Here is a 25,996-nt window from a genome sequence, read left to right as displayed (position 1 = left end):
TTTCCGGCTAAGTCGGATCGACCTAATCTTTGTTTCTGATATGAACACCTCGGAGAGGTGTAAGCAATGGTATAAACGAAATGTATTATGTATCTGCATCACAGCATGCGGGCACATTTTGCGGAAGGATATGAATCCCCCCGGAATAACTGGCAAAGGACAGATAAATGGACATTGAAATACGCCACTGCAATAACATCGTACGAGCACATATCACCCTCACTGCCGATAAACTGAACATTAAGTTTGCGCCAAATGGTACTGGAAAAAGTACGCTGTCACGGGCCATAAGCTGTGCGGCGCGGGACGACATTCAGGGACTACAGGCACTGATGCCCTTCCGGCTGCGCGGAGAAAACCCCGATAGCACCGGGCCCATTGTCATCGGTGCTGACGGGATTGGGGACGTGATGTGCTTCAACGAGGAGTACGTCAGTCAGTTTACGTTCCAACCGGACGAGCTCATCAGTGATAGCTTTAATATTCTTATCCGCAATCAAGCCCATGCGGAAAGAGAGCGTGAAATAGAAGAAATGACGCAAAAGATCCGGGCTGTTTTCACGGATCACACTGAGCTGAACTCTCTGATAGACCATCTACAGGAACTCAGTAATGCTTTCAGATCAACCAGTTCCGGGATTTCACGTTCTTCAACCGGCATGAGAGGTCTGTCAGGCGGAAATAAAATACACCACATTCCGGCTGGTCTTGAGAACTATCAACCCTACATCCGCAGTGAACGCCGCGTGGAATGGATTGACTGGCAGACAAAGGGACTCGAGTTTTCGCCCCTTTCGGATGGCTGCTGTCCGTTCTGTACCGGTGATATCACGGGAAAGGAAGCACAAATTCGCCAAGTCAGAGAGGAATACGATAAATCCACCATTAAAAACCTGACCGCTATCATCAGACTGGTGGAAAACCTCGGTAATTACCTGACGGAGAGCGCCAGAGAACGCCTTCTGGCCATTACTATGCTTCAGAACGGTCCGGAAGCCGAACATATCGAGTACCTAGTAGCGTTGAAACGCCAGACCGATACGCTGACAGAGAAACTCACTGCGCTGAGAGGCCTGAATGTTTTCAGCCTGCAGGAACAGCAGAACGTTCGGGAGGTGCTCACTGCCAGGTTGATTGACCTGCAGTTCTTCCCTGATCTGCAATCCGAACTCATGCAGGGGATCACCGACAGACTGAACGCGGCCCTTATGGACCTGATAAACCTTGCCGGACCGCTGCAGGGAAAAATTAACCGGCACCGGGACAGCATGATCCGGCTGATCGCACAGCACAAAACAAACATCAATAATTTCCTCACTTATGCAGGCTATAAATACAGGGTGGATATAGCCGGCGAGGGAGAGCAGAGAAAACTCAGGCTACGACACATAGATTTTGACGGGTACGTCAGCGGCGGTAGCCAGCATCTCAGCTATGGAGAACGGAACGCCTTTGCGATTGTGTTATTCATGTATGAATGCCTGTCAAAAAACCCGGGACTGATTATCCTTGATGATCCCATATCTTCTTTTGATAAAAACAAGAAGTTTGCCATTCTTGAAATGCTGTTCAGACGTGCAAGTGGTGAATGCCTGAAGAACCGGACTGTACTTATGCTGACGCATGACGTGGAGCCTGTGATTGACACGCTGAAGTCAGTCAGAAGGTTGTTCAGTAATCAGGTGACCGCCTCCTGCCTGCGCCTGTCTGCTGGAGTCATAGAAGAATTACCTGTTAACGACGGCGATATCATGACATTCATGCAGATCTGCAAATCCATCACCGCGTCAGCAGACTGTGAGGAGATCATTAAGCTCATCTATCTTCGTCGCTACTTTGAAATCGTTGACGAACGTGGTGATGCTTATCAGCTTCTATCCAATCTATTCCATCGACGCGTCGTCCCGCTGGATTATCGCGAGCCTGCCGCTGCGGGCTCGGGCTATCCCAAAATGGCTCCTGAGAAAATTCAGCAGGCCTTGCGGGATATCCGGGAGTATGTGGACAGTTTTGATTACCCGCGACTTCAGGCTCTCGTCAGCAGCCCAGATGAAATAAAAAACCTGTACCGTCGCTGTCGTAACGGCTATGAAAAACTGCAGGTATTCCGTTTACTGGAACTGGATCAGGACCATCCGGTAATACGAAAATTCGTTAACGAAACGTACCACATTGAAAATGAGTTCATCTGTCAACTAGATCCGTCCAGATTCGATCTCATCCCGGAGTACGTGATTATGGAATGTGACAAGCTCATCGCCCTGCCACCGGCAGCAAACCAGAGCTCGGTTGCCCGTATCGCTTGAGCCACTGTTTTTGCCGCCGGAAGATAGGCTTTAGCTCCCTGATAGTCTGATCTTCGAAGATACCCTACAGTTTAGGACCGCTTACTGTAGATATCTGTTAAAACAGCCCGTATACGGGCTGTTTCTTGGTGCCCTTATCTCCTGACTTTGAAAAGAGTGTCTTACTTCACCCAGTCTTCCAGCACCAGGTCAGGCACTCGCTCAAATTCTCTTGTATTATTCGTTACCAGTATCGCCCCGGCGGCGATGGCGTGCCCGGCAATCGCCGTGTCGTTCGGGCCGATCGGCGTCCCGGCCAGCCGCAGTGCCACTTTAATCTTCGTGGTGGCGTCTACTGCGGCGCGATCCCAGGGCAGGATGGCATCGAGGCGGGCGCAGAATTCATCGACCAGTTGGACGTGACGTGGTGAGGCCTTTGGGCCGGTAGCCCCGAAGCGCATTTCAGAGTAGGTGATGGCCGAGACCACTATACGGTGGCCGCGTAGCACCGCCTGCTCCAGACGCTTCAGGACGGCTTCTGGCTGTTCACGCATGATGAACGAGCAGATACAGGTATCAAGCATATAAGTCTTGTTCACAGGTTAAATCGCCCTTCGTCGCTGACAACATCCTCGCGCTCCGCCATAAAATCTGGATCGGCTTTTTCGTACTCTAGGAATGATCCCCAGGTTGGCCGGACGGGGCGCAGGATGATGCTGTCCCCTTCCCGGACGATCTCGAGCTCGCTCACCCCCTCAAAATCCAGATCACGAGGCAGACGGATGGCGCGGTTGTTGCCATTTTTGAATATCGATACGGTTCTCATGTTTTTTCTCTCCCGAGCATATGGATATGTGAAACATATCCGGAATATTCAAAGCACCGGGTGTGTGCATATGTTTAGTATAGGCAGATGTGTGGCATATGTATAGCGGTAGCATATGTAGATGCCAGGCATATGTTTAGCATATCTCTATTTCTTTCTTTTTTATCGGAGATCCGAAAAAAGGTTAAGTCTGATCTTAATGAAATTACATGGAATTTGAGTGATATCCCTTACCCCACATCTCCAACGTGCTATCTATAAAGGTTGATACATCTCACTTAGTCCGGAGGTTGTTATGAGCGTCAAAATCACAGGTTTAGACAAAATGCAGAAACAGCTAAAAGAGGTTGAGAGAGCAACAGAGGCATTAAACGGAAGTTATGATGTCCACTTCGATGCTAACGATCCTGTCAGCATTGAGAACGCGATTCAGGAAGCCTATTCCATGGTGTACGAACGCGCTTCTGGTTATGCCACTAATCCGATGGTCAGCCCATTAATCGAACACATGAAAGAAAATCTGCGCCAACAGATTCTGGACAGAGCAGAACAACAAAGACAGGAGAGCGGGCAGGATGGCAATTGATATCTTTCAGTCACTTAAAAATTGCGTATTCGACCTTCAGCGCGCTGACGTTCAGAACTATCAGCAACCTCTTAAGCAATTGGCCCGGCTCTTGAACTCAGAGAATCTGCAGTCAGTTAATGCACATCTGACCCGCAATGTTGAACTTGATACCTTTCTGGCCAGGAGTGAAGATACTGAATCCAGCATGGCTGGTTCCGCTGTTCTACAGTGGCCTGATGAGCCCGCTGATATTTTGGGCCTGAAGTTGCTGCTGATCGAGAAAATGGCAGACGATAACAATTTTTCCTTTAATTTCTGTCATACATTTTTCTATGATCGAAACATTATTGAATCCATTCGAAAATTCACGTCGTCATTAGTTGCCCCGTTCGTGCGCGATTACCAGTTGTATGTGGAAAACCAACACGATCCTGAGCCTGCAGTGTTTCGGCCGGTTTCCCGAAAAATTTTTATTGTTCATGGCCATGATAATGATGCCCTTCAGTCTGTTGCCCGTTTTATATCCCGGATAGGTCTTGAGGAAATCATTCTTTCAGAACGTCCTGACGGCTCCAGGACGATTATCGAGAAATTTGAAGCAGAGTCAGGGGATGTCAGTTTTGCCATCGTGCTGATGACGCCCGACGATAGCGGCAGTGCTCTGGCATCTGAAAGCACACGTCTCCGCGCACGCCAGAATGTCCTGTATGAGCTCGGATATTTCGCCGGGAAGCTTGGACGCGGGAAAGTACTTGTACTCAGGAAGGGAGATATCGAAATCCCTTCAGATCTTGCCGGGGTTCTCTATACCGAGCTTGATGAGCATGGTGGATGGAAACGCAAACTGCTGAGTGAGCTTGCGTATGCCGGTGTTCCTTTTGACAAGGATAAAGCATTAAGCGCCTGATCTCCTTCATTTAGTAAGAAAAAGGCCGCTAAGCGGCCTTAATTTTTGGTCAGTCGTCATTTTCCAGCGCTGTTTTGAGCGCTTCCTGCTCCGGAGTCAGCTCGTTGCCGGACAGCATAACCTTCAACTTCTCTTCGACTGCTGGCCAGTCATCAAAGAACGGACTGACCTGGTCACGCGCAATCCGGCGATATGCCCCTCGGTGGGAGCTGAAGACACTGGTCTGTAATCGTATCAACAGGTTAACAAGGCCTTCATCAGTGGTAGTAACTTCTCTGACCCATTGCTTCACGGTTTCACCTGAACTCATGTCTCTCCAGGCGTAGAGATACCCGAGAAGAGACTTGCGCAGGAGAAGCTGTTGCTGAAGTTCTGGTTGATTCATACGTTCCGCAAACCTGTCACGCAACCGTTCCGTAATATCGCGACTGAAAAGAGCGTCTGAAGGCGAAGGTACTGCATTCTGAGCAAGTCCATGTTCCCAGATAAGATCCCGCATAAAATCGGCTATCCAGAACGGCGAAGCACCCGTAACGATCAGTTTTTCCATAAGCGTGATCGTTCTGGTCTCATCAATATCCTGCATATGCTTCAGCAGATGCCGTACAACCTCATTAATGGCCATTTCACGCAGGGAAAACCATGGGTTACGGATACTGAAGCGAGTGCTCACCTCATCGGTGTGATCGAAGAAAAAATGAACCAGTCCTGCGCACTCTTCGAAATTACGTTCTCTTATCAGGCCTGGAGTCAGTCTGCTCAGTATATGTTCAAACCAGGTTCCGGACAGACTGCCCACACTGTTGATTTTTGAGAGCAGCAATTCAGAAAGCTGCTGCTGTTTTTCCGATACGCCAGCCTGTTCAAAAAGCTGTCTGAAGAATTCAGGTGGCAGAACATTCTGTGGTGAGGAGAAGGCAAAATAATATCGCCAGTGCGTCAGGCTGCTGAGTCGTTTACCGGTCGTCTGGATATGACGAAAATCCTCACTGACGGGCTCAAAAAGATTCAGATATTCATCATTATGTCCACTGATACCTGGGATCCAGTCTGCAAGTGTCAGAAACGAGTCTGCATTTGATGCCCTGAACGTCTTCATACATCTGATAAGCCCCTCCCGGAAGTCTGCTTTCTCTCCGTCAGAAAGCATACCCTGACCGGTTTCAATCACGGACCGTTCTGTCAGGTAATGCTCTGTCCAGTCATACAGAGCCGGGTTTGTCACCCGTATAAGCTGAAGCAGGCACAAATCAGGGAAATAAACAAAATCCCGCATCCCCGGATAAAGAAAAATCAGGGAATTAATGGCCTGATGGATTTCCCGTGGCGTCGAAAGTGCGGCACCATAGGTATCAGTCACCGCGATGAGATCCCTTACCATTCCAGAGTCTGGCGGTTGATTATTAATTTGCTGATATAGAGCCTCAGCCCGCTGGCGAAATTCATTACGTAAATCAAAGGCTTCAGGTCGGGGTAATTTAAAACTAAGCTGAATGATTTTCTGGAGATAACGGCTGCCATCTTCGATATTCAGCGCATGTTCAACGGCATGAGTGATAATCTGCCTGTCATAACAGAGAATATGGGTAAAGCGGGGCAGATCGGCTACTGCACGCACAAGCCTGAACACTTCCGCCACCTGGGATGGCTCCAGTCGGTCCAGATCATCCATGACAACAATGAACTTCAGATCCAGACTCACCAGTTGTCCTGCAATTTCAGCCCGAAGCTTTGTCGTGGTTTTCTGATCAACAGCCAGACGGCTGTCTGAAAATACCTTTATTCCGCCTGCTATCCAGTTAATAATGCTGGAAAACTGTCCGATATATTGAACCAGTGGAAGGACGCGCGATGAAGTATCCTGAGCATACTCAATCACTTTTTGAGCTTCCGGTGACAACAGATATTTACGCCAGAGCTTTTTGAAGCCCTTCGGGGGATAGCGTATTTCCATTTCCTGCTGGATAACCGTGGCAACCGGAAGAAAGAGCGCTTCAACCGGACTGCCGCCACTCAGCCAGGGAGAAATATGCAGCACATGCGTGTGAGCATCTTTTTTCAGGGCAAGGTTTCTCAGGATCAGATTAAGGAGGCTTGTTTTACCCGATCCCCATGCACCTTCTATTCCGACAACATTTGAAGCCTCCAGAGGAAGAGTAAGGATGGAACGGGATATATTTTCTGCGATATTACCGAAACCGTATCGATCCTCAGGTACATCTTCAACTGCCGCATCAAGCCCTTTCTGGTTCCACAGCTGCCTCAGTATCTTCATATTACAGATCTCCGTACAGGCAGCGCAGCCCGGTCAGGGCCTCCGCCAGCGGGCCTTCTTGACACCGCGTGGCGAGCTCCCGGACCAGCGTCTCAAAGGCCTCCGCCGGCATAAAAATCCGCAGGCCGTCTATCCCGAAGAAGCCCTCCGGCGTGACGTTTCCGGGCGGGGAGAACATCACTCGCTCCCCCTGGTGACCGTGCGTCAGGGCTTCCGGATGCCGGGCATACAGCGTGAACAGGCCCAGCAGTTCGGATAACGCTTCCCAGCCGTACGGCACCACGAAGTCCTGGCCGGTGATCAGCAGGTGCAGACGGGGTGTGGTGTACCAGGCCCCCGGGCGTTCTCCGGGGTGCTGGCCGTCAACGCGGATCTCCAGGCGCAGCGTGCCGGCCTCAATGGTTTCCGTGACGGCAGAAATAACCGGGCGCAGCTCCTGTGCCAGCGTTCTTGCCTGTTCTGTGTTCCAGTCCAGGCCGCGCAGCATCAACGGGAAAACAGCTTTCAGCCGCGGCAGGGTGAAGATTTCTGCCAGCACCGCGTCCGGCACCTCCGCCAGGCCAAAACAGTCGCTCTCGAGCGGACGCAGGAGGTGTTCGGCATACATCTGATCCACCACGGGGCGCAGCGCTGCCCGGAAGGCTTCAAACTCTTCCGTCCAGTTTTTCCCGGCCAGGCGGAAAATCCCCTTCAGGTAGTGACCGTCCACAGGGCGATCGTGCTCCACCTGCCAGGCCAGCAGGTTGCCAGTGATGTCCAGCAGCGTGTCCAGGGCCGGGAGTGTGGCCAGCCTATTATGCCCGCGCAGGAAGGCCTCCCTGACGTGAACCAGGACAAAGCGCAGTTCGTCGCGGGAGAGCGCTGACGTGCCGAAGGTCTGGCCCAGAATGATATGCCGGTACAGCTGCCGGACCGTGGCCTCCGGATCGGCAATGAGCTGAAAATACCCGTCACCGGGCGCGACCGTTTTCAGGCCGTCATCGAGGAAGCGTTCGGCTAGGGCGTTGACCGAAGTATTTTCCCGACCGGCACGCGTTTTCAGCGCCTCGATAAGTTTTTTGTGAAAACGCAGGTTAAGCTGGCTTAGCATCATCGATCCTTTAATGTTTGTTTTGTTCTTAATGCTAACCTAGCATTTTATTATTAGCTATTAATCAGTTTTTTAGTTTTTGAAAATTGTGATGCTTCTAAAATTGAGGATTTTAATGCTACAACAATGCCTGCCTCTTCTTATTTCTCCGGAGATCCGAAAACCCCAGGTCACGGATCTTCCTCTCCCCCCACACAACGCCACCTCCTGTAAGCACAATATGTAGTGCTGCATTCAGCTGCTGATGACACTATATGTTGTGTTATTTCCCTTGCCTGTGATGCGCCGTGCAGGGGCGGAAAACAGCGATATGATTATTTCCTCATCGTGGTACACTTCCGGAAAGTTGTGATATTCCGGAAAGTCGGATCTGACGGAAACGGCTCTCCGGTAATTTAACTGCGTGGTTATATGGATGCTTGTTATCATGGTGATGATGATAACGGCATGATGTTATCAGACGGCGTGACGGTAAGGGCAGTGATGATGGATGACGTTATCGCATGACCGTCCCTGCCCGGAAAAGAAAAAAGGAGTCACCCATGTTTTTTATTGAGAATGAAGGTCAGGCTGTCGCCAGAACGGATTACTGGCAGTCTGTACAGGCGCAGGCCGGATATGTCTACCTCAGCTGGAATGCCGGCGCAGCCAGGCTGCTTGTCCCGGATGCGGCAAAACATTTACTCAGGGAGATGCGGGGAGCTGAGTACGTCATCATCAGTAAGGGAACGCTCCATGGCCGCGATGCGCTGGAACTGGTATTTGAAGACGGCAGCGATGCGCCGTTCGTGATCCACATGCTGAGTGAGCAGTGCGATCGCCTGCTCCCCGAAAACAACCAGGGAGGGGGTTTTGTTGTCACCGTCTGGACGCGTGGCGGTAACCAGCTCCGTTATCCGGGAAAATACCGGGTTGTGGAAAACCTGCCCGACGTTTCCCCGTGGAGTGAACACTGATATGCAGCACCTGCCGGCACCGATCCACCATGCCCGGGATGCCGCTCAGCTTCCTGTTGCCATCGATTATCCGGCAGCGCTGGCACTCCGCCAGATGTCGATGGTTCATGATGAACTGCCCAAATACCTGCTGGCCCCTGAAGTGAGCGCCCTGCTCCATTACGTCCCGGATCTGCGCCGCAAGATGCTGCTGGCCACACTGTGGAACACCGGTGCGCGCATTAATGAAGCACTGGCGCTGACGCGGGGGGATTTTTCGCTCACGCCTCCGTATCCGTTTGTGCAGCTTGCGACCCTGAAACAACGGACCGAAAAAGCCGCCAGGACGGCAGGAAGAACGCCCGCCGGGCAGCAGACTCACCGGCTGGTTCCGCTCTCCGACTCCTGGTACGTCAGCCAGCTGCAGACGATGGTGGCCACACTGAAAATCCCCATGGAACGGCGTAATAAACGAACAGGCAGGACAGAGAAAGCGCGGATCTGGGAAGTGACGGACAGAACGGTCAGGACCTGGATTGGGGAGGCGGTTGCCGCCGCTGCCGCTGATGGAGTGACGTTCTCTGTCCCGGTCACGCCACATACGTTCCGCCATTCCTATGCGATGCATATGCTGTATGCCGGTATACCGCTGAAGGTCCTGCAGAGTCTGATGGGGCATAAGTCCATCAGCTCAACGGAGGTCTACACGAAGGTGTTTGCACTGGATGTGGCTGCACGGCACCGGGTGCAGTTTTCGATGCCTGAGTCCGATGCGGTGTCTATGCTCAAAAGAATTCCATAAGCTCTGACTTTTTTAAATCCCTTTCGGATATCTCATGGATATATTATCGGTATTTCATATTCTGTTGACATGCAGGACCGGTATAGAGTAAAAAAACATCTATTGAGTACCTCTTGGATATCCGAAAGGTGTCTTATGGGGTCTTTATGGGTATTACATGTGGATTCTGGAGATACACTATGCCTGTTATTGCTAATACGCATCCCAAAGGTGGTGTGGGTAAGACAACTTCATCCGTAAACATTGTTGGTGAAATGAAGTCTGATACAGTTGATCTGGATACTCATACCGGGCTTTCTATCATTCTGGGGCTGAGACCTGAAGGAAAAGAAATTTCCGTGAAAGTACCCAAAACAGTGGATGAGTTAATCGAAATTATGACTCCCTACAAGAACAGCGATAAGACGTTACTTATTGACTGTGGGGGATTTGACTCAGATCTTACCCGTACTGCGATTGCCTTTGCAGACTGCGTTATTGTTCCTTCAAAAGACTCCCTGACTGAACGTATTGGTTTGATGCATTTTGATGGAGTACTGGACGAAATCAGCTCTATCATGGGGACCGATATAACTGCTCACCTGTATCTCTGTAAAGTTAATCCTAACAAGAAGAAATTCCCTAAGCTTGATGCAATCCTGCCATCGTTCAAACATCTGAAGCTGATGAAGAGCCGCATTTCTGCTCGTGCAGAATTTGAGGATGTCATTGAGACTGGGATGGGAATCACTGAGTCTGTTCATGGGCGCTATTCGGCAGGAGGTAAGGAAGTTATTGCCCTGATCGAAGAAATCAATCATCTGATTGAAAATAACAAACAGTAAGGTGTGTCTATTGGGTATCCATATAGTATCCTTTGGGCTTTTAATGGATATCTTTTAAGTATCTAACAAACATCCTGGGTTATCTCATGAGCAAAGCGAAATTTAGTGCACAGGCTGAAAAACTGAAAAACCTGGTGGATTCTGCCAGATTACAAACTTCTTCTTCTGCCGTAACAGCAACAGCCCCGTCTCAGCCAAATGAAGGTGCAGAGGAAGTTTCAGGTCGTCCCGTGGCTGCCAGGACGAAGGCTAAGAATCTTAAGGCCATACCGCTGTCGTATTTTGAAGCTCATGCGGAACTTAAAGCGACCAGTAAAACATCTCTGGATTTTAGCTCATATATTATTGAGGCTATAAGAGAGAAGCTTGAACGTGATGGTGCAATAGGTCAATAAACTATCGGATACCTTAAGGGTATCTGATGTGTGTCTTTTAAATGCGTTATGGGGATTCTTCACGTACCTAAAGAGTCCCCATTAGACATCTTTCTGTTTATGGTGACATGATTCGTCACCGCTTTCCTTTCCTCTCAGTTTCACCATTTCATTCCTTTTCCCTTAACCTGAACCATGATGTCCACGATGTTTTTATATTGCATTTATGTATCACATATAACCTTCATAATGTTTTTGTATCTATGATTTCCTCTGGTCTTAAAGTTGTGTGTACAATGTACATGCAATTTATCGTGTTTTTATGTTGCATTTGTCCTTTCAAAAAGACCGTTTTTTCATTATAATTGAATATACATTGCATGTATGAAGTATGTTTGTTTTTTCTATTTGTTTATGAGCAACGGAGACTGGTTATGAAAATCTTTATTGATGATGGTTCTACCAACATTAAACTTGCCTGGTTGGAGGATGGTGACGTGAAAACGTTAATCAGCCCTAACAGCTTTAAACCGGAATGGTCTTTTAGTTTACTGGATGATGCTGCTCCGGCTAATTACGAGATCGACGGCGAGAAGTTTTCATTTGATCCATTAAGTGCTGATGCTGTCGTAACGACTGAAACACGCTATCAGTACAGTGATGTGAATGTTGTGGCCATTCAGCATGCGCTACAGCAGACCGGCCTGAAAGCGCAGCCTGTTGATGTCATCGTCACATTGCCGATCTCTGAATACCTTGACGCCAACAATCAGAAAAATAAGCAAAACATTGAAAGAAAGAAAAAAAATGTGATGCGTGAAGTACGGGTGCAGGGGAGTGATGCATTTGTTATTCGCAGTGTTTCCGTTCTTCCTGAAAGTATTCCCGCTGGTTTCAGTGTTCTTGCGGGGCTTGAGGATGATGAATCCCTTTTGATCGTAGATCTCGGTGGTACAACTCTTGATGTGTCGCATGTTCGTAGCAAAATGACAGGGATTACAAAAACCTGGTGTGATCCGAATATCGGCGTGTCCCTGATTACATCCGGGGTTAAGGAACAGATGGCTGTACATGCTAATACAAGAGTGAGCTCATTCCAGGCTGACAATATCATTGTGCACCGTAATGAACCTGACTACCTTTCCCGTCGCATTTATAATGCTGAACAGCGTGAGTCTATCATTAATGTTATCAATGAACGGCAGAAGTTGCTTATTAAACGAGTTAATGATGTCATCAGCCGTTTCACCGACTATACACATGTAATGTGTGTTGGTGGTGGGGCTGAAATTGTGGCCGAGGCTGTGAAGAACCTGACTAAGGTTCCTGATGAGCGCTTTTATCTGAGCTCATCCCCGCAGTTTGATTTAGTCATGGGAATGATAAAAATGAAAGGTGGTGTGACTAATGAGTGATGAAAATAAATCCAGACGCTGCTCATTTGAACTTTTCCCGGATGAACGGACAGGAGATAAGATAGCAGATGAGCTCATTGCAAATGAAAAACTGAAGGAGCGGGGACGTTTCATGCGCGCGATGTTAGTTACTGGTGCGGCGTTTGCAGCTATAGATAAACGTCTTCCTTTGCTGATATCGGAGTTACTGACAGAAAATACGACTCTGGATGATATTAATAAGGTGATTTCCAGCGTAATACCAGGTGCTTTTTCGGTTGAAAAGAAATTGCTTGAATTACTGGAAAAACAATCTGGTCTCCATACGTCTGTGGATTGCAGTACTCCTCTTACAGAGCAGAGTCTGTCGAGAAATGACGGTGAAGACCAGACCAGAAGAAACGCTGAAAATATGTTCGGAGATGACTGAACTAACCCAGCCTGGCCAGGGGAATATCTCGCCATTTAGTTGTATAACACTGACTCAACATTTCCCGTTTCATTTGCCATTCAGGGGCGGTTCCTCGCCCCGCAAACCACACTTTCCCTTTTCCCGACTGGTTCAGTTCATCGAGTGTTTTCATTAACTTTTCACTGTTTTTACGGGGCTGGATTTCATCAAATAATCCCGGCTGCGCTATACCCGATGGTGTGAAATCAGCCAGCATGACACCTGCCTTCATATAGCGGTACCCTTCACGCCAGACATGGTTTAAGGCTCTGCATGCGGCGGCAATAATGTCCCGGCTGTCCTGTGTGGGCAATGGAAGCTTTTCCACAGCGGCATTGCTGTAACAGGGTTCTTTTACTGCAAAGGGTGATGTCCGTACAAATGTCGTCACCTGCCGGCAATACTGACGCTCCCCACGTAGTTTCTCTGCGGCCCGCTCTGCATACTGAACAACAGCCTGGTGCATGGCATCTTTGTCTGTGATTCGTTCACCAAAACTGCGACTACAGACAATCTGCTGTTTTGCCGGTGGTGCTTCTTCCAGGGATATGCAGGACTCGCCGTTGAGTTCGCGTACCGTACGCTCAAGAATGACGCTGAAGTTTTTCCGGATGAATGCCGTGTTAGTCTGCGCCAGCTGCAGTGCTGTGTTAATACCCAGCGCATTCAGCTTTTCCGTCAGTCTGTGTCCTACTCCCCAGACCTCACCAACTGGCTGCAGCCCCAGTAGCTTCAAGATCCGATTACGGTTTTCTGCCGTCAGCGCGACCACTCCGGAAAACTGTGGCCATTGCTTTGTTGCCCACTGTGCACTTTTAGCCAGCGTTTTTGTAGGCGCAATGCCCACCCCCATGGTGAGTCCTGTCCAGCTCTTTACCTGTTCCCTGAGCTGATGACCAAAAAACTCCGGAGAGATGCAATGATTTATCCCCCGCAAATCAATGAACATTTCATCAATTGAGTAGGGCTCAACTGCGGGAGAAAGCGACTCCAGAACAGCCATAACCCGTTGGCTCATGCTGTGGTACAGCGCATAATTGCTGGAAAATACATGTATTTTCTTCTCCAGGCGCATTTGTCTCACCTGAAACCAGGGCTGCCCCATTCTGATGCCAAGGGCTTTTGCCTCCGGGCTGCGCGCGATCACACAGCCATCGTTATTGCTGAGTACGATGACCGGTTCGTTGCGAAGGTCCGGGCGGAAAACTTTTTCACATGAGGCGTAGAAACTGTTGATATCAGCCAGTGCAAACATCAGCGTAACTCCCGCGTCCTGTGTATCACGTGAGTGACAACACCAAAAATACAGATGTTTTCCGGATACAGTGTGCGGAACTCCGGGCTGTCTGAAACCGGCTCCAGTGCCGGGCGTGGGCGCAACAGCAGTCGTTTGACGGTGAACTCACCGTCGATCTCAGCGATAACGATGTCCCCGTGTTGTGGTTTTTCGGCCCTGTCCACTACCAGCAGATCACCATTCTGCACGCCAGCCTGGTTCATCGATTCACCGCTGGCGCGCAGAAAGAAGGTGGCTGCAGGTCTGCTGATGCAATAGCTGTTCAGATCCAGTTCCTGCTCAGCATAATCAGTGGCAGGCGAAGGAAAACCGGCCTGGCAACGATCGGCAAACAACGGTCGCACGTAACTGTCATCGCCTGAAGGGTCAGCCGGACGGTGATAAACGGTACTCATGCTGCAGGCAGCCAGCTGTCGTCCTGCCAGATTTCTTCCAGCAGAGACAGGATACGTTCTTTATCCTTGTCGTTGCGGGCTCCTGTGACAGATACAGACGGGGCGCTGCCCTGGTCTATACGCAGCCAGATTTCCGGGTAGTGTGGTTTCAGACGTTGTTCGATTTCATTCTGTAGCGCCTGAAGTGTGCCTGATTTGAGGTTTTTTGTGCTCTGGCGGTCGAAAAGAATTTCAATGCGGATCATGTTCTCATCTCCCTTTTCTTTTGCTGTATGTATATACAGTATTCTAATAACTGAATCCGCACACAGTCAAATGTCATTGTTGTGACTAAAAAACGCTCAATTCTCTGAGTGTGTGGCTGTATGCCTGCTGTGGGCTGCTGTGTCCAGCTTATCCACAGCATTTTGTGCACGGTTCTGTGGACAAAATACCTGGTTACCCAGGCCGTGCCGGCACGTTAACCGGGCTGCATCCGATGCAAGTGTGTCGCTGTCGCCGGCCTCCTCACCCGGTCACGTTTCGTCGTTCCTCCTCCACGCGCTGCGGCTTCGGGGCCGCACCTGCATTCGTATGCGGTCGCCCGGTAACAGGTGCGGCACGGCCTGATGGAGGCCGCATGTGAGAGGAGAATTCCCATGCCAAACTGGTGCTCGAATCGTATGTATTTTTCTGGTGAACCGGCACAGATCGCTGAGATTAAACGACTGGCCAGCGGTGCAGTTACACCGCTTTATCGCCGCGCCACAAATGAAGGTATTCAGCTGTTTCTGGCCGGAAGTGCCGGACTTCTGCAGATCACTGAAAATATCCGCTCTGAACAGTGCCCCGGAGTGACGGCTGCCGGACGTGGTGCTGTATCGACGGAAAATATCGCGTTCACCCGCTGGCTGACACACCTGCAGAACGGTGTACTGCTGGATGAGCAAAACTGCCTGATGCTGCATGAACTCTGGCTGCAGAGTGGTACTGGACAGCGTCGCTGGGAAGGATTACCGGATGATGTCAGGGAAACCATCACTGTGCATTTCACCGCAAAAAGAGGTGACTGGTGTGACATCTGGGGTAGCGAGGATGTATCGGTGTGGTGGAACCGTCTGTGTGACAACGTAGTGCCGGAAAAAACCATGCCGTTTGACCTGCTGACGGTTCTGCCGACCCGCCTGGATGTTGAAGTGAATGGCTTTAATGGTGGTGTTCTGAACGGTGTTCCTTCTGCATATCACTGGTATACAGAACGGTATGGCGTGAAGTGGCCTTGTGGGTATGACCTGAATATCAGTAGTCAGGGAGACAACTGCATTCAGGTGGATTTCGACACGCCGTGGTGTCAGCCGGAAAGCGACGTTGTTGCAGCATTAAGCCGCCGTTTCGGCTGCACGCTGGAGCACTGGTACGCCGAACAGGGCTGCAATTTCTGTGGCTGGCAGTTGTATGAGCGCGGAGAGCTCGTTGATGTGCTCTGGGGGGAACTGGAATGGTCTTCCCCGACAGATGACGATGAACTGCCGGAAGTCACCGGACCTGCGTGGATAGTCGACAAGGTGGCGCATTACGGGGGATGAAGTATGACGGAGACGGGCGGGCAACCGCCCGTTTCTTTTCCGACAAAGGATGTCGCCGTGCTCCTCTGTTTACTGCGCCGGCTGATGCGGCGCGGCATAAACGCTGCCTGTGGTCAGTGTCCCGCGTCCGGCGGGCACGGGACGGGCGCTTTTACCGCTCCCGGCTGGCGTCGGTGACAGTGTACGCCAGCCTGTCGCCCTTTTCTGATGAACGCCCTTCAAGCCGCTTTCGCGGCATATTCTCGCCGTCAAAAAGACGACGGCTGCGATATTCCACGGTCGGCCTGACCCGTTACCGGACGCGGTGAACAGCCCACAGGCAGCGGGGAACGGGCACCACAGGGGTGCCCTCCCGGTGCCCTCTGAGAAAGAAGGAGTGTTGTTATGTCCCGTTTTGTCCTCGGTAACTGCATTGATGTTATGGCGCGTATTCCTGATAACGGCATTGATTTCATACTGACTGACCCGCCATACCTCGTCGGTTTTCGTGACCGACAGGGGCGTACCATCGCCGGCGATAAAACCGATGAATGGCTGCAACCAGCCTGTAATGAAATGTATCGCGTACTCAAAAAAGATGCGCTGATGGTCAGCTTCTACGGCTGGAACCGCGTCGATCGCTTTATGGCCGCCTGGAAAAATGCGGGATTCAGTGTGGTTGGGCACCTGGTCTTCACCAAAAACTACACATCGAAGGCCGCATATGTGGGTTATCGCCACGAATGCGCCTACGTTCTGGCAAAAGGCCGTCCGGCGCTGCCTCAGAAGCCATTACCCGACGTGCTGGGCTGGAAATATTCAGGCAATCGTCATCACCCGACGGAAAAGCCTGTTACCAGCCTGCAACCACTGATTGAGAGCTTCACACATCCGAACGCGATTGTGCTGGACCCGTTTGCAGGCAGCGGCTCAACCTGCGTGGCTGCCCTTCAGTCCGGACGCCGGTATATCGGTATCGAGCTGCTTGAGCAGTATCACCGTGCCGGACAGCAACGTCTGGCTGCCGTACAGCGGGCCATGCAGCAGGGGGCCGCAAATGATGACTGGTTTATGCCGGAGGCTGCGTAAATGAACTATGCCGGACATGAAAAACTTCGCGCCGAAGTGGCGGAGGTGGCCAATGCCATGTGCGACCTGCGTACAACCATGAATGAGATGGAGCGGCGGTACAGCTTTAATGCTGACACCCTGCCGGAACGTCTGGTGCGTCAGACGTTGTTTCGCGCAAACCGCCTCCTGATGGAGGCATATACCGAAATTCTGGAACTGGATTCCTGCTTCAAAGATTGAGGGGAGAGAGTATGTACGGAACATGCGAAATACTCTGCCGGGAGCTGGCAGCAAAGTATCCGGCAGACACGCCACTGATGCTGGTTGTCTGGTCCCCTGAAGAGATTCAGGCCCTCGCTGACGGAATGGATATTTCCCTGTCCGATCATGAAATCAGGACCGTCCTGGCGCGCCTGGAGGACATCCCGGAAGACCAGCGGATTGAGTCCGGTATTTCTTCCGGCGTGGCGATGGAGATTATCAGCAACGTGAGAGAAAACCGCCAGGTGACCGTCCCTGCTGAACTGCTGGCGTCCCTGATTCAGACCGCTGAACAGGCACTGTGGAAACGTGAATGGGCCGCCCGTGATAACGGCCTTGCCGTCCCGGAATGTGTTACCCGCCGTCAGGCAGTGATTAATCAGGCCCGCACCCTGCTGAAAAACAACACACACGAAAACAACTGATGTTATCGCCGCCTGCCCTGCGGGCGGCGATACAGGGAGAACGCTTAATCATGAACAAAACGCTGAATGCACTGGTTTGTCGTCACGCCCGTAACCTGCTGCTGGCGCAGGGCTGGCCGGAAGAGACGGATGTTGACCAGCGAAATCCGAACTATCCGGGCTGGATCAGCATTTACGTGCGGCTGGATGCGCCCCGGCTGGCGACGTTACTTATCAACCGTCACGGCGGCGTACTGCCGCCGCTCCTGGCCTCCGCCATTCAGAGACTGACCGGAACCGGGGCGGAACTGGTACTGTCCGGCAGTCAGTGGCAGTCGCTGCCGGTACTTCCGGCAGACGGAACGCAGGTGTCTTTCCCGTATGCCGGAGAATGGCTGACCGAAGACGAAATCAGGGCTGTTCTTGATGCGGTGCACGATGCGGTACGAAGCATCTGTTACCAGGTGGCAGAAGATGCGCGGCGTATCCGTGCGGCGCTGACCACCACCGGTCAGACGTTGCTGACCCGCCAGACGCGCCGCTTTCGCCTGGTCGTGAAGGAAAGCGATCACCCCTGCTGGCTCGATGAAGATGACGAAAACCTGCCCGTGGTGCTCGATGCCATCGTGAACCGGGGAGCACGTTTTTCGTCGGTGGAAATGTACCTGGTCAGCGATTGTATTGAGCATATCCTGTCCAGTGGGCTGGCCTGCGATGTGCTGCGTATACCGGATGAACCGCCCCGCCGCTGGTTTGACCGTGGTGTTCTGCGGGAGGTGGTCCGGGAAGCCCGGGCCGAAATCCGCAGCATGGCGGATGCCCTGGCAAAAATCCGGAAATGATGACACTGGCGGGGTAAATCCCCGCCTTTTTCCTGCCGGTCCCCGGACAGAGCACAAAGGAAGTCGCCGCCGGCTCCGCTTTACCCGGCCATGCAGGGCATGGCCTTGTGGTTTTTCAGTTATGTGGCCTCAGCGTCGTGTGCGGGCTGTGCCGTGCCTCCATCTTAGCCGGGCTGGCAGGGATGCAAGGGTACGCTTCGCCGCTGCGGTCACCCGGTCCCTCCTTCCCGTCTGCCGTGATTTTCCGGTCGTTCGTCCGCTCAGGTTTCGCGGCCTCACCCTGCAACTCCCGTCAGCCGTGTGCGTCAGGCTGCGGCTTCCCTTGCGCCCCTGCATCCCCGCCTTATCGCCCGGCTTTTATGGAGGCACGGCACCGCCCGGTGTCGCGGAATATGTGAACAACGGAGGAAAACATCATGCAATATGCGAAACCTGTCACTCTGAACGTTGAAGAGTGCGACCGTCTCTCCTTTCTACCGTATCTGTTTGGCAACGATTTTCTGTATGCCGAGGCGTATGTGTACGCGCTGGCGCAAAAAATGATGCCGGAATATCAGGGAGGCTTCTGGCACTTCATCCGCCTGCCGGACGGTGGCGGTTACATGATGCCGGATGGCGACCGTTTCCACATGGTGAACGGTGCAAACTGGTTTGACCGTACCGTGAGTGCTGATGCCGCAGGCATCATTCTGACTTCCCTTGTGATTAACCGCCAGTTGTGGCTGTACCACGACAGCGGTGATGCAGGACTGACCCAGCTTTACCGGATGCGCGATGCGCAGTTGTGGCGTCACATCGAATTTCACCCTGAATGCAACGCGATTTACGCGGCTCTGGACTGATTAACGGACGGGGCGGCAATGCCGCCCCTGTAAAGGAGACGAGAAAATGTACTGTACTGTTAAAGAAATTATCCGCGAAGTGCTGGATACAGACGTGCCGGACAGTGAATGCGTTTTTGCCGTGGTGCTGACCCGTGGGGATGTGCGTCACATAGCCCAGGACTGGAACCTGCCAGACGATGAGCTGGAAACCGTCATGCAGCGGCTGGACGATGCCTTTGAGCATGGTGCGGATGTCAGCGTTGTTCACGACGTTGTTCGTGAACTGATGGAAGAAAAGCGCGTCAGCCGTCAGGTGACAGTCCCGGCGGTGATGCTGGAAAAAGTGATGGCGCTGGCAGGCAGTGAAATGAAGCGCCTGTATGCCGTCGGGAGTGAGAACGGGGGCGACGGTGACGCATTCGTCAGGGAAGAACGCGAAGCGATGGACGTTGTGTTACAGGCGCTGGACGGGGAGCACATGTCATGAATATCAGCACAGAAACCCGCGAAATTCTGCGCAATTACAAAGCCGTGATTAATGCGCGGCGTCGTGAAATGGGGCAGAAACCGCTCACCACTGCGCAGATTGTTGATGAAATCTGCGATTTTGTGGTGAACCAGCAGGCGGTTTTCCTCGGTGGTCACTATATCCTTCAGGGCAGCAGAAACAGGTGATACAGGGCAGGCGGTGGAGGCCGCCTGTCAGCCCGCGCGAAAACCCCTGGCAGGCTGACGCCTGCCGGAAATGCGGGGTGCAGCGCCTGCGGCGCTGCCGGCCCGGCTTTCCGGTCAGAAGGTAGTGTATGGCTGTATGCAGGGAACAGGTGTGATATTCCGTGACACTGTCACCGTTTCTGGCTGTCTTTTATTGGTCGGGTAGCAGCGGCACATTGCTGCGCCGCCGCCCCCTAAGAACGGAGCGTGCGAGTTTCCCCGCACTCCGCTCAAGCCTTTATAAGTGCTTTCGGTGAGCACCGGCTTCCTTGCTGTGTAACTGTCGGTGGCAGTTCGGATGTAACAACTCGAGATTGGTCAGTTCGTCACTGCCGCCCATAACTTTCCTGATCCGGTGATGTATATTCCATCCGGTCTGGTTGGTTATGGGTTGTCCGCACTGCGGACAGTGTTTCCCCTGCCTCTTCCAGAGTTGAACTACTGTCTTCATCTTCTTTGATTTGCCTTTCCAGATTAGATCCAGACGACGTTCAAAGTAGATTTCCATTCCGGGGGTGTATGGTGTTGCTTCGCCTTTGATTTTTATATGGCGCTTTATCGGTGTTTCCATTGCCCGGAAGAGAGTCAGAATTTTCCCTTCCGGGGTTATGGCTTTAAAGATCCAGCGCCTGCCTTCAAAGGAGAAGTATCGTCCGGCGATCCACCGCAATCCTTTTCGGGGGTGCCTTCTTACACACCATCGCCATATAGCTCGCCAGATTTGGGTGTCGACATAATTAAATGTTTCTTTCGCCACGACGTGTCGGTGATAGGTAGCCCATCCCCGGATCACCGGGTTTAGCTGGCCTATCAGTTTCCATGCCGGGAGCGTCGGATTGCGTTTAATTATTTCTCTGACTTTACAGAGGAAGTTCTTCAGGTTTTTCTTCGACGGTTTAATCAGCATTTTACCGTTGTACTTCCTGACGTTCTGCCCTAAAAAGTCGAAGCCTTTATCTATATGTGTGATCGCGGTTTTTTCTTCCGACAGTTCCAGCCCTCGTTCGCGCATGAAAGCTGCAATCAGTGGTCTGACCTCATTTTCCAGCAATTCACGGGAGCTGCCTGAACAGATGAAATCATCAGCATATCTCACATAATTCACCTGGTGCTTTGCACTGTGATAACCACTTTTCCTGAACGTTTGCATCAGTTCCTTCTCCAGTCCGTCCAGAGCCATGTTGGCGAGAACAGGGGATATGATGCCTCCCTGCGGTGTCCCGCTGTTCGTATGGTTAAACACGCCTCTTTCCATGTAACCTGCTTTCAACCATTTTTTAAGCAGTCTCCTGTCCATCGGAATATGGGAAAGCAGCCAGTCATGGCTGATGTTATCGAAACACCCTTTAATATCGCCCTCCAGTATCCATTTGGGCGATACTTTCTGGCTCATCCGCAGAAAAATGGACTCAATGGCGTCATGCGTGCTGCGCATTGGTCTGAAACCATAGCTGTTGTGGTCAGCAGTGGTCTCGGATACGGGTTCCAGAGCCAGCAGCCACAGTGCCTGCATGGCCCGGTCCCTCATTGTGGGTATGCCCAGCGGTCGCGTTTTGCCGTTTGATTTTGGGATATATATTCGCCGTAGTGGCTGTGGCCTGTAACCACACAGATTCAGGCTGCATATCCCTTCCCATTTCTCCTTCGGTGTGTGCCATATTTTTCCGTCAATACCGGGTGTCCTTTTACCGGTATTTTCAGTTACACGCCTGACAGCCACGGCTTTGCCGGAGAATGAGCGGGTGAGGATGCGCTGTAGTTCTCTGACCTGCCGCCATTGTTGCTGTCGGGTTGCCTTTGCAATCCGTAACTGTAGCTTTCGCACCCGGGCATGGCATGCTTTCCAGTTTATGGTGTGCCAGCCTGTCGGGTGGGGTATCGTGGACACACTGATGTGTGTATTCATCTCGCTGATATCCTTTTGACTGCTTTACAGCTTTTCATGCAATTAAAGACCAGACGGAAGTCTGCCCGCTTTCGCGTCGGGGAACCTGCCCCGTATCCCGGTTATTACAGCCGGGCATTCGCTTTTTCCGTCCTCCTCTGCCCGCACCGCTAACAGTGTTCCTTGCGGTTCACCTGCCTGTGAGGCAGCGATACGGGTTTACCAGGTTCCGCTTAACATACAGAGGGTCAGGGCGGGTTCTGTCTCTTCACCGGGGGTCTCTGCGCCCATGTGCTCCCTGTGCGCGAGGTAGCAACCGGACCCCGTACCTTTTGGTTCAGGCCTGTCAGCATCTTTGGCCTGTTGCCGATAACGGTGTTTATCAACAGTTCACATGTGTTAACCCTTCTGACCAGCCTTGCTCTCCTGCCGCATGATGCTTGCAGCAAGGTAAAGCCCCTCACGGGGCTTTACCCGGGCTGACGCCCGGCTCTCGTTGTCCCGGGAGCTTCAGACCCCGCCGTTGCCGGCAGCGCCTGTCCCGGTAGGCTACAGCTAATGGGATAGCTGGTTTTATCAATGTAAAACAATACGTTAAGCGACTTCCTGTCGCACCGCCCACTTCGGCTCCCGGCTGCCTGGCGGCATCCGGTCGTCAGGCCCGACTCCGACAGGCAGCTGCTGGCGCACCCGCCAGTCTCCGCCGAACCCGCTGGCGCGGTTTCGGGCTGTCGCTACGGTCCGATGCGTGAAAACCCGGGCTTGCAGCGACCGTTCCGGTCGCGCCGCCCCTGTCGCGCCGTGACCTGCGCTCCCTGCACACCTGACGGTGTGTGAGGAAACTGCGCCTGATGGCGCAGCAGTCTTCCCTCCTGCCGCCACCTCTGCGGCCTGTTTCCCGCTGTGGACTTTCCGGGGGGCAGACGTAACCCCCTCCCGTTCCATCTGTCCAGGGTGAGATGCACCGGCCACAAAATTTTTAGCCATGAACCCGGCAAAAAATTTTGCGTCCGCCCCCGGACAGCTGTCCCGTGAGGCGGTAAACGGGCCCCCATCGGAAAGGTCCACTGCGGGGAGAAACCCCTGTGAAGTGGACGGCAGGAGGAGCTTTCGCTCCTCTGAAGGGGCACATGAACGTCCCGTCGCCGGTATCCGGTTTATCTCACATCTTTCAGTCAGGAGGTTCTTATGAGTGCACGTGGTATCAACAAGGTCATCCTCGTCGGGCGTCTGGGCAATGATCCGGAAGTCCGTTACATCCCCAACGGGGGCGCAGTGGCAAACCTGCAGGTGGCTACGTCAGAAAGCTGGCGCGACAAACAGACGGGGGAGATGCGGGAGCAGACGGAATGGCACCGCGTGGTGCTGTTCGGCAAGCTCGCGGAAGTGGCTGGTGAATATCTGCGCAAGGGCGCGCAGGTCTACATCGAGGGGCAACTCCGTACCCGTAGCTGGGAAGATAACGGTATCACCCGTTACGTCACTGAAATTCTTGTTAAGACCACGGGCACCATGCAGATGCTGGGGAGTGCACCACAGCAGAACGCTCAGGCGCAACCGAAGCCTCAGCAGAATGGGCAGCCACAGAGTGCTGACGCGACGAAAAAAGGTGGCGTGAAAACGAAAGGCCGTGGACGTAAGGCCGCGCAGCCCGAGCCTCAGCCGCAACCGCCGGAGGGGGAGGATTACGGGTTTTCAGACGATATCCCGTTCTGACTGGCCTGACTGTGATAACCGCCCCGCCCTGCGCGGGGCATCACCGGAGATATGAGGATGAGCGAATATTTCAGAATACTTCAGGGGCTGCCTGACGGCTCCTTTACCCGCGAACAGGCGGAAGCCGTTGCCGCACAGTACCGGAACGTCTTTATCGAGGATGACCACGGGGAACATTTTCGCCTGGTTGTCCGCAATAACGGTGCCCTGGTCTGGCGTACCTGGAATTTTGAGGACGGTGCCGGGTACTGGATGAATCATGCCATCAGGGATTTCGGGATTCTTAAGTAAGAGAGGTGCCGGACGCGCGAACGTCCGGCAGGACATAAGCAATTATAAGGGGATGATTATGCCTGTAACGAAGTGTGAACCAGAAACCACCCGCAAAGCAAGCCGTAAATCTGCAAAAACGCAGGAAACAGTCCTGTCTGCCCTGCTGGCGCAGACGGAGGAAGTGAGCGTGCCGCTGGCCTCACTGATTAAGTCACCGCTGAATGTGCGCACGGTGCCGTATTCTGCGGAGTCCGTCAGCGAACTGGCTGAGTCCATTAAGGGCGTTCGCCTGCTGCAGAATCTGGTCGTGCATGCCCTGCCAGGTGACCGTTACGGTGTCGCCGCAGGCGGTCGCCGACTGGCAGCACTCAACATGCTGGCAGAGCGCAACATCCTTCCGGCTGACTGGCCTGTCCGCGTGAAAATTATTCCGCAGGAACTGGCGACGGCTGCATCGATGACCGAGAACGGTCATCGTCGGGATATGCACCCAGCCGAACAGATTGCCGGATTCCGCGCAATGGCGCAGGAAGGCAAAACACCTGCGCAGACTGGCGACCTGCTGGGCTATTCACCCCGCCACGTCCAGCGAATGCTGAAACTGGCAGACCTTGCACCCGTCATCCTTGATGCGCTGGCAGAAGACCGCATCACCACCGAACACTGTCAGGCGCTGGCGCTGGAGAACGACACCGCGCGTCAGGTGCAGGTGTTTGAAGCCGCCTGCCAGTCAGGATGGGGCGGTAAACCGGATGTGCGGGTTATCCGCAACCTGATTACCGAAAGTGAAGTGGCGGTGGCGGGGAACAGTAAATTCCGCTTCGTGGGGGCTGATGCCTTCTCGCCAGACGAACTGCGCACCGATTTGTTCAGCGACGACGAGGGTGGCTATGTGGACTGCGTGGCGCTCGATGCCGCCCTGCTGGAAAAACTCCAGGCTGTCGCTGAACACCTTCGGGAAGCCGAAGGCTGGGAATGGTGCGCCGGGCGCATGGAGCCTGTCGGTGAGTGCCGTGAGGATGCCGGAACATACCGCTGTCTGCCGGAGCCGGAAGCGGTGCTGACGGAGGCAGAAGAAGAACGCCTGAACGAACTGATGACGCGTTACGACGCGCTGGAAAACCAGTGTGAGGAATCCGACCTGCTGGAAGCAGAAATGAAGCTGATGCGCTGCATGGCGAAGGTCAGAGCGTGGACGCCGGAGATGCGTACCGGAAGCGGTGTGGTGGTGTCCTGGCGTTACGGTAATGTGTGTGTCCAGCGTGGTGTGCAGTTGCGCAGTGAAGATGACGCGGCTGACGACGCTGACCGCACGGAACAGGTGCAGGAAAAAGCGTCAGTGGAGGAAATCAGTCTGCCACTGCTGACGAAAATGTCTTCCGAACGCACGCTGGCAGTCCAGGCGGCACTCATGCAGCAACCGGACAAATCTCTGGCACTGCTGGCATGGACGCTCTGCCTGAATGTGTTTGGCAGCGGAGCGTACAGTAAACCAGCACAAATCAGCCTGGAATGTAAACATTATTCGCTGACCAGCGATGCGCCGTCAGGGAAGGAAGGTGCCGCGTTCATGGCGCTGATGGCAGAAAAAGCCCGTCTTGCGGCCCTGTTACCGGAGGGATGGTCACGGGACATGACGACGTTCCTGTCGCTCAGCCAGGAGGTGCTGTTATCCCTGCTCAGTTTCTGCACCGCGTGCAGCATCCACGGCGTTCAGACCCGCGAGTGTGGTCACACGTCACGCAGCCCGCTGGATACGCTGGAGAGCGCCATCGGTTTTCACATGCGCGACTGGTGGCAGCCGACAAAAGCAAACTTCTTCGGACACCTGAAAAAGCCACAAATTATCGCAGCCCTGAATGAGGCCGGACTGTCCGGTGCCGCACGGGACGCGGAGAAGATGAAGAAAGGTGATGCGGCTGAACATGCAGAGCACCATATGAAAGACAACCGCTGGGTTCCAGGCTGGATGTGTGCTCCACATCCACAGACAGATGCCACTGAACGCACCGATAACCTGGCTGATGCCGCCTGATGAA

Annotated in this window: 28 protein-coding genes and 1 pseudogene; 21 read left to right on the top strand and 8 right to left on the bottom strand. The window is 52.8% G+C overall.

Annotated features, from left to right (window positions below; all coding sequences use genetic code 11):
- Positions 1-167: 167 nt before the first annotated feature.
- Entirely contained in the window at positions 168-2,306 is a 2,139-nt protein-coding gene (locus tag HEN33_RS09205) for an AAA family ATPase (RefSeq protein WP_000350638.1), read from the top strand.
- Between the two features lie 161 nt (positions 2,307-2,467).
- Here the strand turns inward: HEN33_RS09205 and HEN33_RS09200 are convergent, their stop codons facing one another.
- Together HEN33_RS09200 and vapB are read right to left on the bottom strand one after the other, a co-directional pair.
- The gene (locus HEN33_RS09200; RefSeq protein ID WP_001044768.1) at positions 2,468-2,884 is read right to left on the bottom strand and encodes a type II toxin-antitoxin system VapC family toxin; all 417 of its coding nucleotides are present in this window, start codon (positions 2,882-2,884) and stop codon (positions 2,468-2,470) included.
- The gene (gene vapB, locus HEN33_RS09195; RefSeq protein ID WP_001261287.1) at positions 2,881-3,111 is read right to left on the bottom strand and encodes a type II toxin-antitoxin system VapB family antitoxin; all 231 of its coding nucleotides are present in this window, start codon (positions 3,109-3,111) and stop codon (positions 2,881-2,883) included. The genes HEN33_RS09200 and vapB overlap by 4 nt, the downstream gene beginning before the upstream one ends.
- Before the next feature lie 295 nt (positions 3,112-3,406).
- Between vapB and HEN33_RS09190 the strand changes: the two genes are divergently transcribed.
- Together HEN33_RS09190 and HEN33_RS09185 are read left to right on the top strand one after the other, a co-directional pair.
- Entirely contained in the window at positions 3,407-3,697 is a 291-nt protein-coding gene (locus tag HEN33_RS09190; RefSeq protein WP_000111771.1) for a hypothetical protein, read from the top strand.
- A complete protein-coding gene (locus tag HEN33_RS09185; protein ID WP_000963206.1) occupies positions 3,687-4,586 on the top strand; it encodes a TIR domain-containing protein in 900 nt (299 codons plus the stop codon). The genes HEN33_RS09190 and HEN33_RS09185 overlap by 11 nt, the downstream gene beginning before the upstream one ends.
- A 49-nt stretch (positions 4,587-4,635) precedes the next feature.
- Here HEN33_RS09185 and HEN33_RS09180 read toward each other — a convergent pair whose 3' ends face one another.
- A complete protein-coding gene (locus tag HEN33_RS09180; protein ID WP_000698737.1) occupies positions 4,636-6,861 on the bottom strand; it encodes a KAP family P-loop NTPase fold protein in 2,226 nt (741 codons plus the stop codon).
- A 1-nt stretch (position 6,862) separates the two neighbouring features.
- The gene (gene pifC / locus HEN33_RS09175; RefSeq protein WP_000952217.1) at positions 6,863-7,951 is read right to left on the bottom strand and encodes a transcriptional repressor PifC; all 1,089 of its coding nucleotides are present in this window, start codon (positions 7,949-7,951) and stop codon (positions 6,863-6,865) included.
- Between the two features lie 542 nt (positions 7,952-8,493).
- Here pifC and HEN33_RS09170 point away from each other — a divergent pair.
- The 6 genes from HEN33_RS09170 to HEN33_RS09145 all read left to right on the top strand — a co-directional run bounded on the left by HEN33_RS09170 (position 8,494) and on the right by HEN33_RS09145 (position 12,710).
- Complete coding sequence (locus tag HEN33_RS09170; RefSeq protein WP_000465043.1) at positions 8,494-8,907, top strand: hypothetical protein; 414 nt, start codon at positions 8,494-8,496, stop codon at positions 8,905-8,907.
- Position 8,908: 1 nt separating this feature from the next.
- On the top strand, positions 8,909-9,688 hold the full coding sequence (locus HEN33_RS09165) for a site-specific integrase (protein ID WP_021537353.1): 780 nt from the start codon (positions 8,909-8,911) through the stop codon (positions 9,686-9,688).
- 179 nt (positions 9,689-9,867) lie between these two features.
- Complete coding sequence (locus HEN33_RS09160) at positions 9,868-10,512, top strand: ParA family protein (protein ID WP_001144036.1); 645 nt, start codon at positions 9,868-9,870, stop codon at positions 10,510-10,512.
- Between the two features lie 86 nt (positions 10,513-10,598).
- The gene (locus HEN33_RS09155; RefSeq protein WP_000030199.1) at positions 10,599-10,907 is read left to right on the top strand and encodes a hypothetical protein; all 309 of its coding nucleotides are present in this window, start codon (positions 10,599-10,601) and stop codon (positions 10,905-10,907) included.
- A gap of 413 nt (positions 10,908-11,320) precedes the next feature.
- A complete protein-coding gene (locus HEN33_RS09150; protein ID WP_000688514.1) occupies positions 11,321-12,301 on the top strand; it encodes a plasmid segregation protein ParM in 981 nt (326 codons plus the stop codon).
- Entirely contained in the window at positions 12,294-12,710 is a 417-nt protein-coding gene (locus HEN33_RS09145) for a plasmid partitioning/stability family protein (protein WP_001278818.1), read from the top strand. The genes HEN33_RS09150 and HEN33_RS09145 overlap by 8 nt, the downstream gene beginning before the upstream one ends.
- Position 12,711: 1 nt before the next feature.
- Here the strand turns inward: HEN33_RS09145 and HEN33_RS09140 are convergent, their stop codons facing one another.
- The 3 genes from HEN33_RS09140 to HEN33_RS09130 are packed head-to-tail and all read right to left on the bottom strand — an operon-like array spanning position 12,712 to position 14,668.
- Positions 12,712-13,986, bottom strand: coding sequence for a Y-family DNA polymerase (locus HEN33_RS09140; protein ID WP_000457493.1), 1,275 nt, complete (start codon positions 13,984-13,986; stop codon positions 12,712-12,714).
- On the bottom strand, positions 13,986-14,423 hold the full coding sequence (umuD, locus tag HEN33_RS09135; protein WP_000109071.1) for a translesion error-prone DNA polymerase V autoproteolytic subunit: 438 nt from the start codon (positions 14,421-14,423) through the stop codon (positions 13,986-13,988). Before umuD ends, HEN33_RS09140 begins: the two co-directional genes overlap by 1 nt.
- Positions 14,420-14,668, bottom strand: a complete 249-nt coding sequence (locus HEN33_RS09130; RefSeq protein WP_000618110.1) for a DinI-like family protein — start codon at positions 14,666-14,668, stop codon at positions 14,420-14,422. The genes umuD and HEN33_RS09130 overlap by 4 nt, the downstream gene beginning before the upstream one ends.
- Positions 14,669-15,085: 417 nt before the next feature.
- On the opposite strand from HEN33_RS09130, the gene HEN33_RS09125 reads away from it, so the two are divergent.
- From HEN33_RS09125 to HEN33_RS09085, 9 genes and pseudogenes are all read left to right on the top strand, one after another.
- Positions 15,086-15,988, top strand: coding sequence for a DUF1281 domain-containing protein (locus HEN33_RS09125; protein WP_000273918.1), 903 nt, complete (start codon positions 15,086-15,088; stop codon positions 15,986-15,988).
- The gene (locus HEN33_RS09120) at positions 15,985-16,296 is read left to right on the top strand and encodes a hypothetical protein (protein ID WP_010891263.1); all 312 of its coding nucleotides are present in this window, start codon (positions 15,985-15,987) and stop codon (positions 16,294-16,296) included. Before HEN33_RS09125 ends, HEN33_RS09120 begins: the two co-directional genes overlap by 4 nt.
- A 76-nt stretch (positions 16,297-16,372) precedes the next feature.
- Positions 16,373-17,056 (top strand): DNA methylase, encoded by a 684-nt coding sequence (locus tag HEN33_RS09115; RefSeq protein WP_000086178.1) that lies wholly within the window; start codon positions 16,373-16,375, stop codon positions 17,054-17,056.
- Positions 17,057-17,278: a hypothetical protein gene (locus HEN33_RS09110; RefSeq protein WP_001104887.1), complete on the top strand. Its 222-nt coding sequence runs from the start codon at positions 17,057-17,059 to the stop codon at positions 17,276-17,278. It begins immediately after the preceding gene.
- Positions 17,238-17,724 (top strand): annotated as a pseudogene (locus HEN33_RS09105) (DUF1380 family protein). Before HEN33_RS09110 ends, HEN33_RS09105 begins: the two are co-directional and overlap by 41 nt.
- A gap of 50 nt (positions 17,725-17,774) precedes the next feature.
- Complete coding sequence (locus HEN33_RS09100) at positions 17,775-18,545, top strand: hypothetical protein (RefSeq protein ID WP_024133193.1); 771 nt, start codon at positions 17,775-17,777, stop codon at positions 18,543-18,545.
- A 416-nt stretch (positions 18,546-18,961) separates the two neighbouring features.
- Positions 18,962-19,387, top strand: coding sequence for an antirestriction protein (locus tag HEN33_RS09095; RefSeq protein WP_001198928.1), 426 nt, complete (start codon positions 18,962-18,964; stop codon positions 19,385-19,387).
- A gap of 46 nt (positions 19,388-19,433) precedes the next feature.
- Positions 19,434-19,856 carry a DUF1380 family protein gene (locus HEN33_RS09090; RefSeq protein ID WP_000271725.1) on the top strand — a complete coding sequence of 141 codons (423 nt, stop codon included), beginning with the start codon at positions 19,434-19,436 and terminating at the stop codon, positions 19,854-19,856.
- Positions 19,853-20,044 (top strand): hypothetical protein, encoded by a 192-nt coding sequence (locus tag HEN33_RS09085; RefSeq protein WP_001027500.1) that lies wholly within the window; start codon positions 19,853-19,855, stop codon positions 20,042-20,044. The genes HEN33_RS09090 and HEN33_RS09085 overlap by 4 nt, the downstream gene beginning before the upstream one ends.
- Positions 20,045-20,321: 277 nt before the next feature.
- Here HEN33_RS09085 and ltrA read toward each other — a convergent pair whose 3' ends face one another.
- Positions 20,322-21,989 (bottom strand): group II intron reverse transcriptase/maturase, encoded by a 1,668-nt coding sequence (gene ltrA, locus HEN33_RS09080; protein ID WP_176263375.1) that lies wholly within the window; start codon positions 21,987-21,989, stop codon positions 20,322-20,324.
- A 1,167-nt stretch (positions 21,990-23,156) separates the two neighbouring features.
- Between ltrA and HEN33_RS09070 the strand changes: the two genes are divergently transcribed.
- The 3 genes from HEN33_RS09070 to HEN33_RS09060 are packed head-to-tail and all read left to right on the top strand — an operon-like array spanning position 23,157 to position 25,992.
- A complete protein-coding gene (locus tag HEN33_RS09070; RefSeq protein ID WP_001276116.1) occupies positions 23,157-23,684 on the top strand; it encodes a single-stranded DNA-binding protein in 528 nt (175 codons plus the stop codon).
- A gap of 57 nt (positions 23,685-23,741) precedes the next feature.
- Positions 23,742-23,975 (top strand): DUF905 family protein, encoded by a 234-nt coding sequence (locus tag HEN33_RS09065; RefSeq protein ID WP_000006012.1) that lies wholly within the window; start codon positions 23,742-23,744, stop codon positions 23,973-23,975.
- Positions 23,976-24,033: 58 nt separating this feature from the next.
- Positions 24,034-25,992 (top strand): ParB/RepB/Spo0J family partition protein, encoded by a 1,959-nt coding sequence (locus HEN33_RS09060; RefSeq protein WP_176263376.1) that lies wholly within the window; start codon positions 24,034-24,036, stop codon positions 25,990-25,992.
- Positions 25,993-25,996: the final 4 nt, after the last annotated feature.

It is taken from the genome of Escherichia sp. 94.0001, assembly GCF_013369155.2.
In the GTDB taxonomy this organism is placed as follows: Bacteria; Pseudomonadota; Gammaproteobacteria; order Enterobacterales; family Enterobacteriaceae; genus Escherichia; species Escherichia coli_F.
This window is presented reverse-complemented; position numbering and strand designations above follow the sequence as displayed.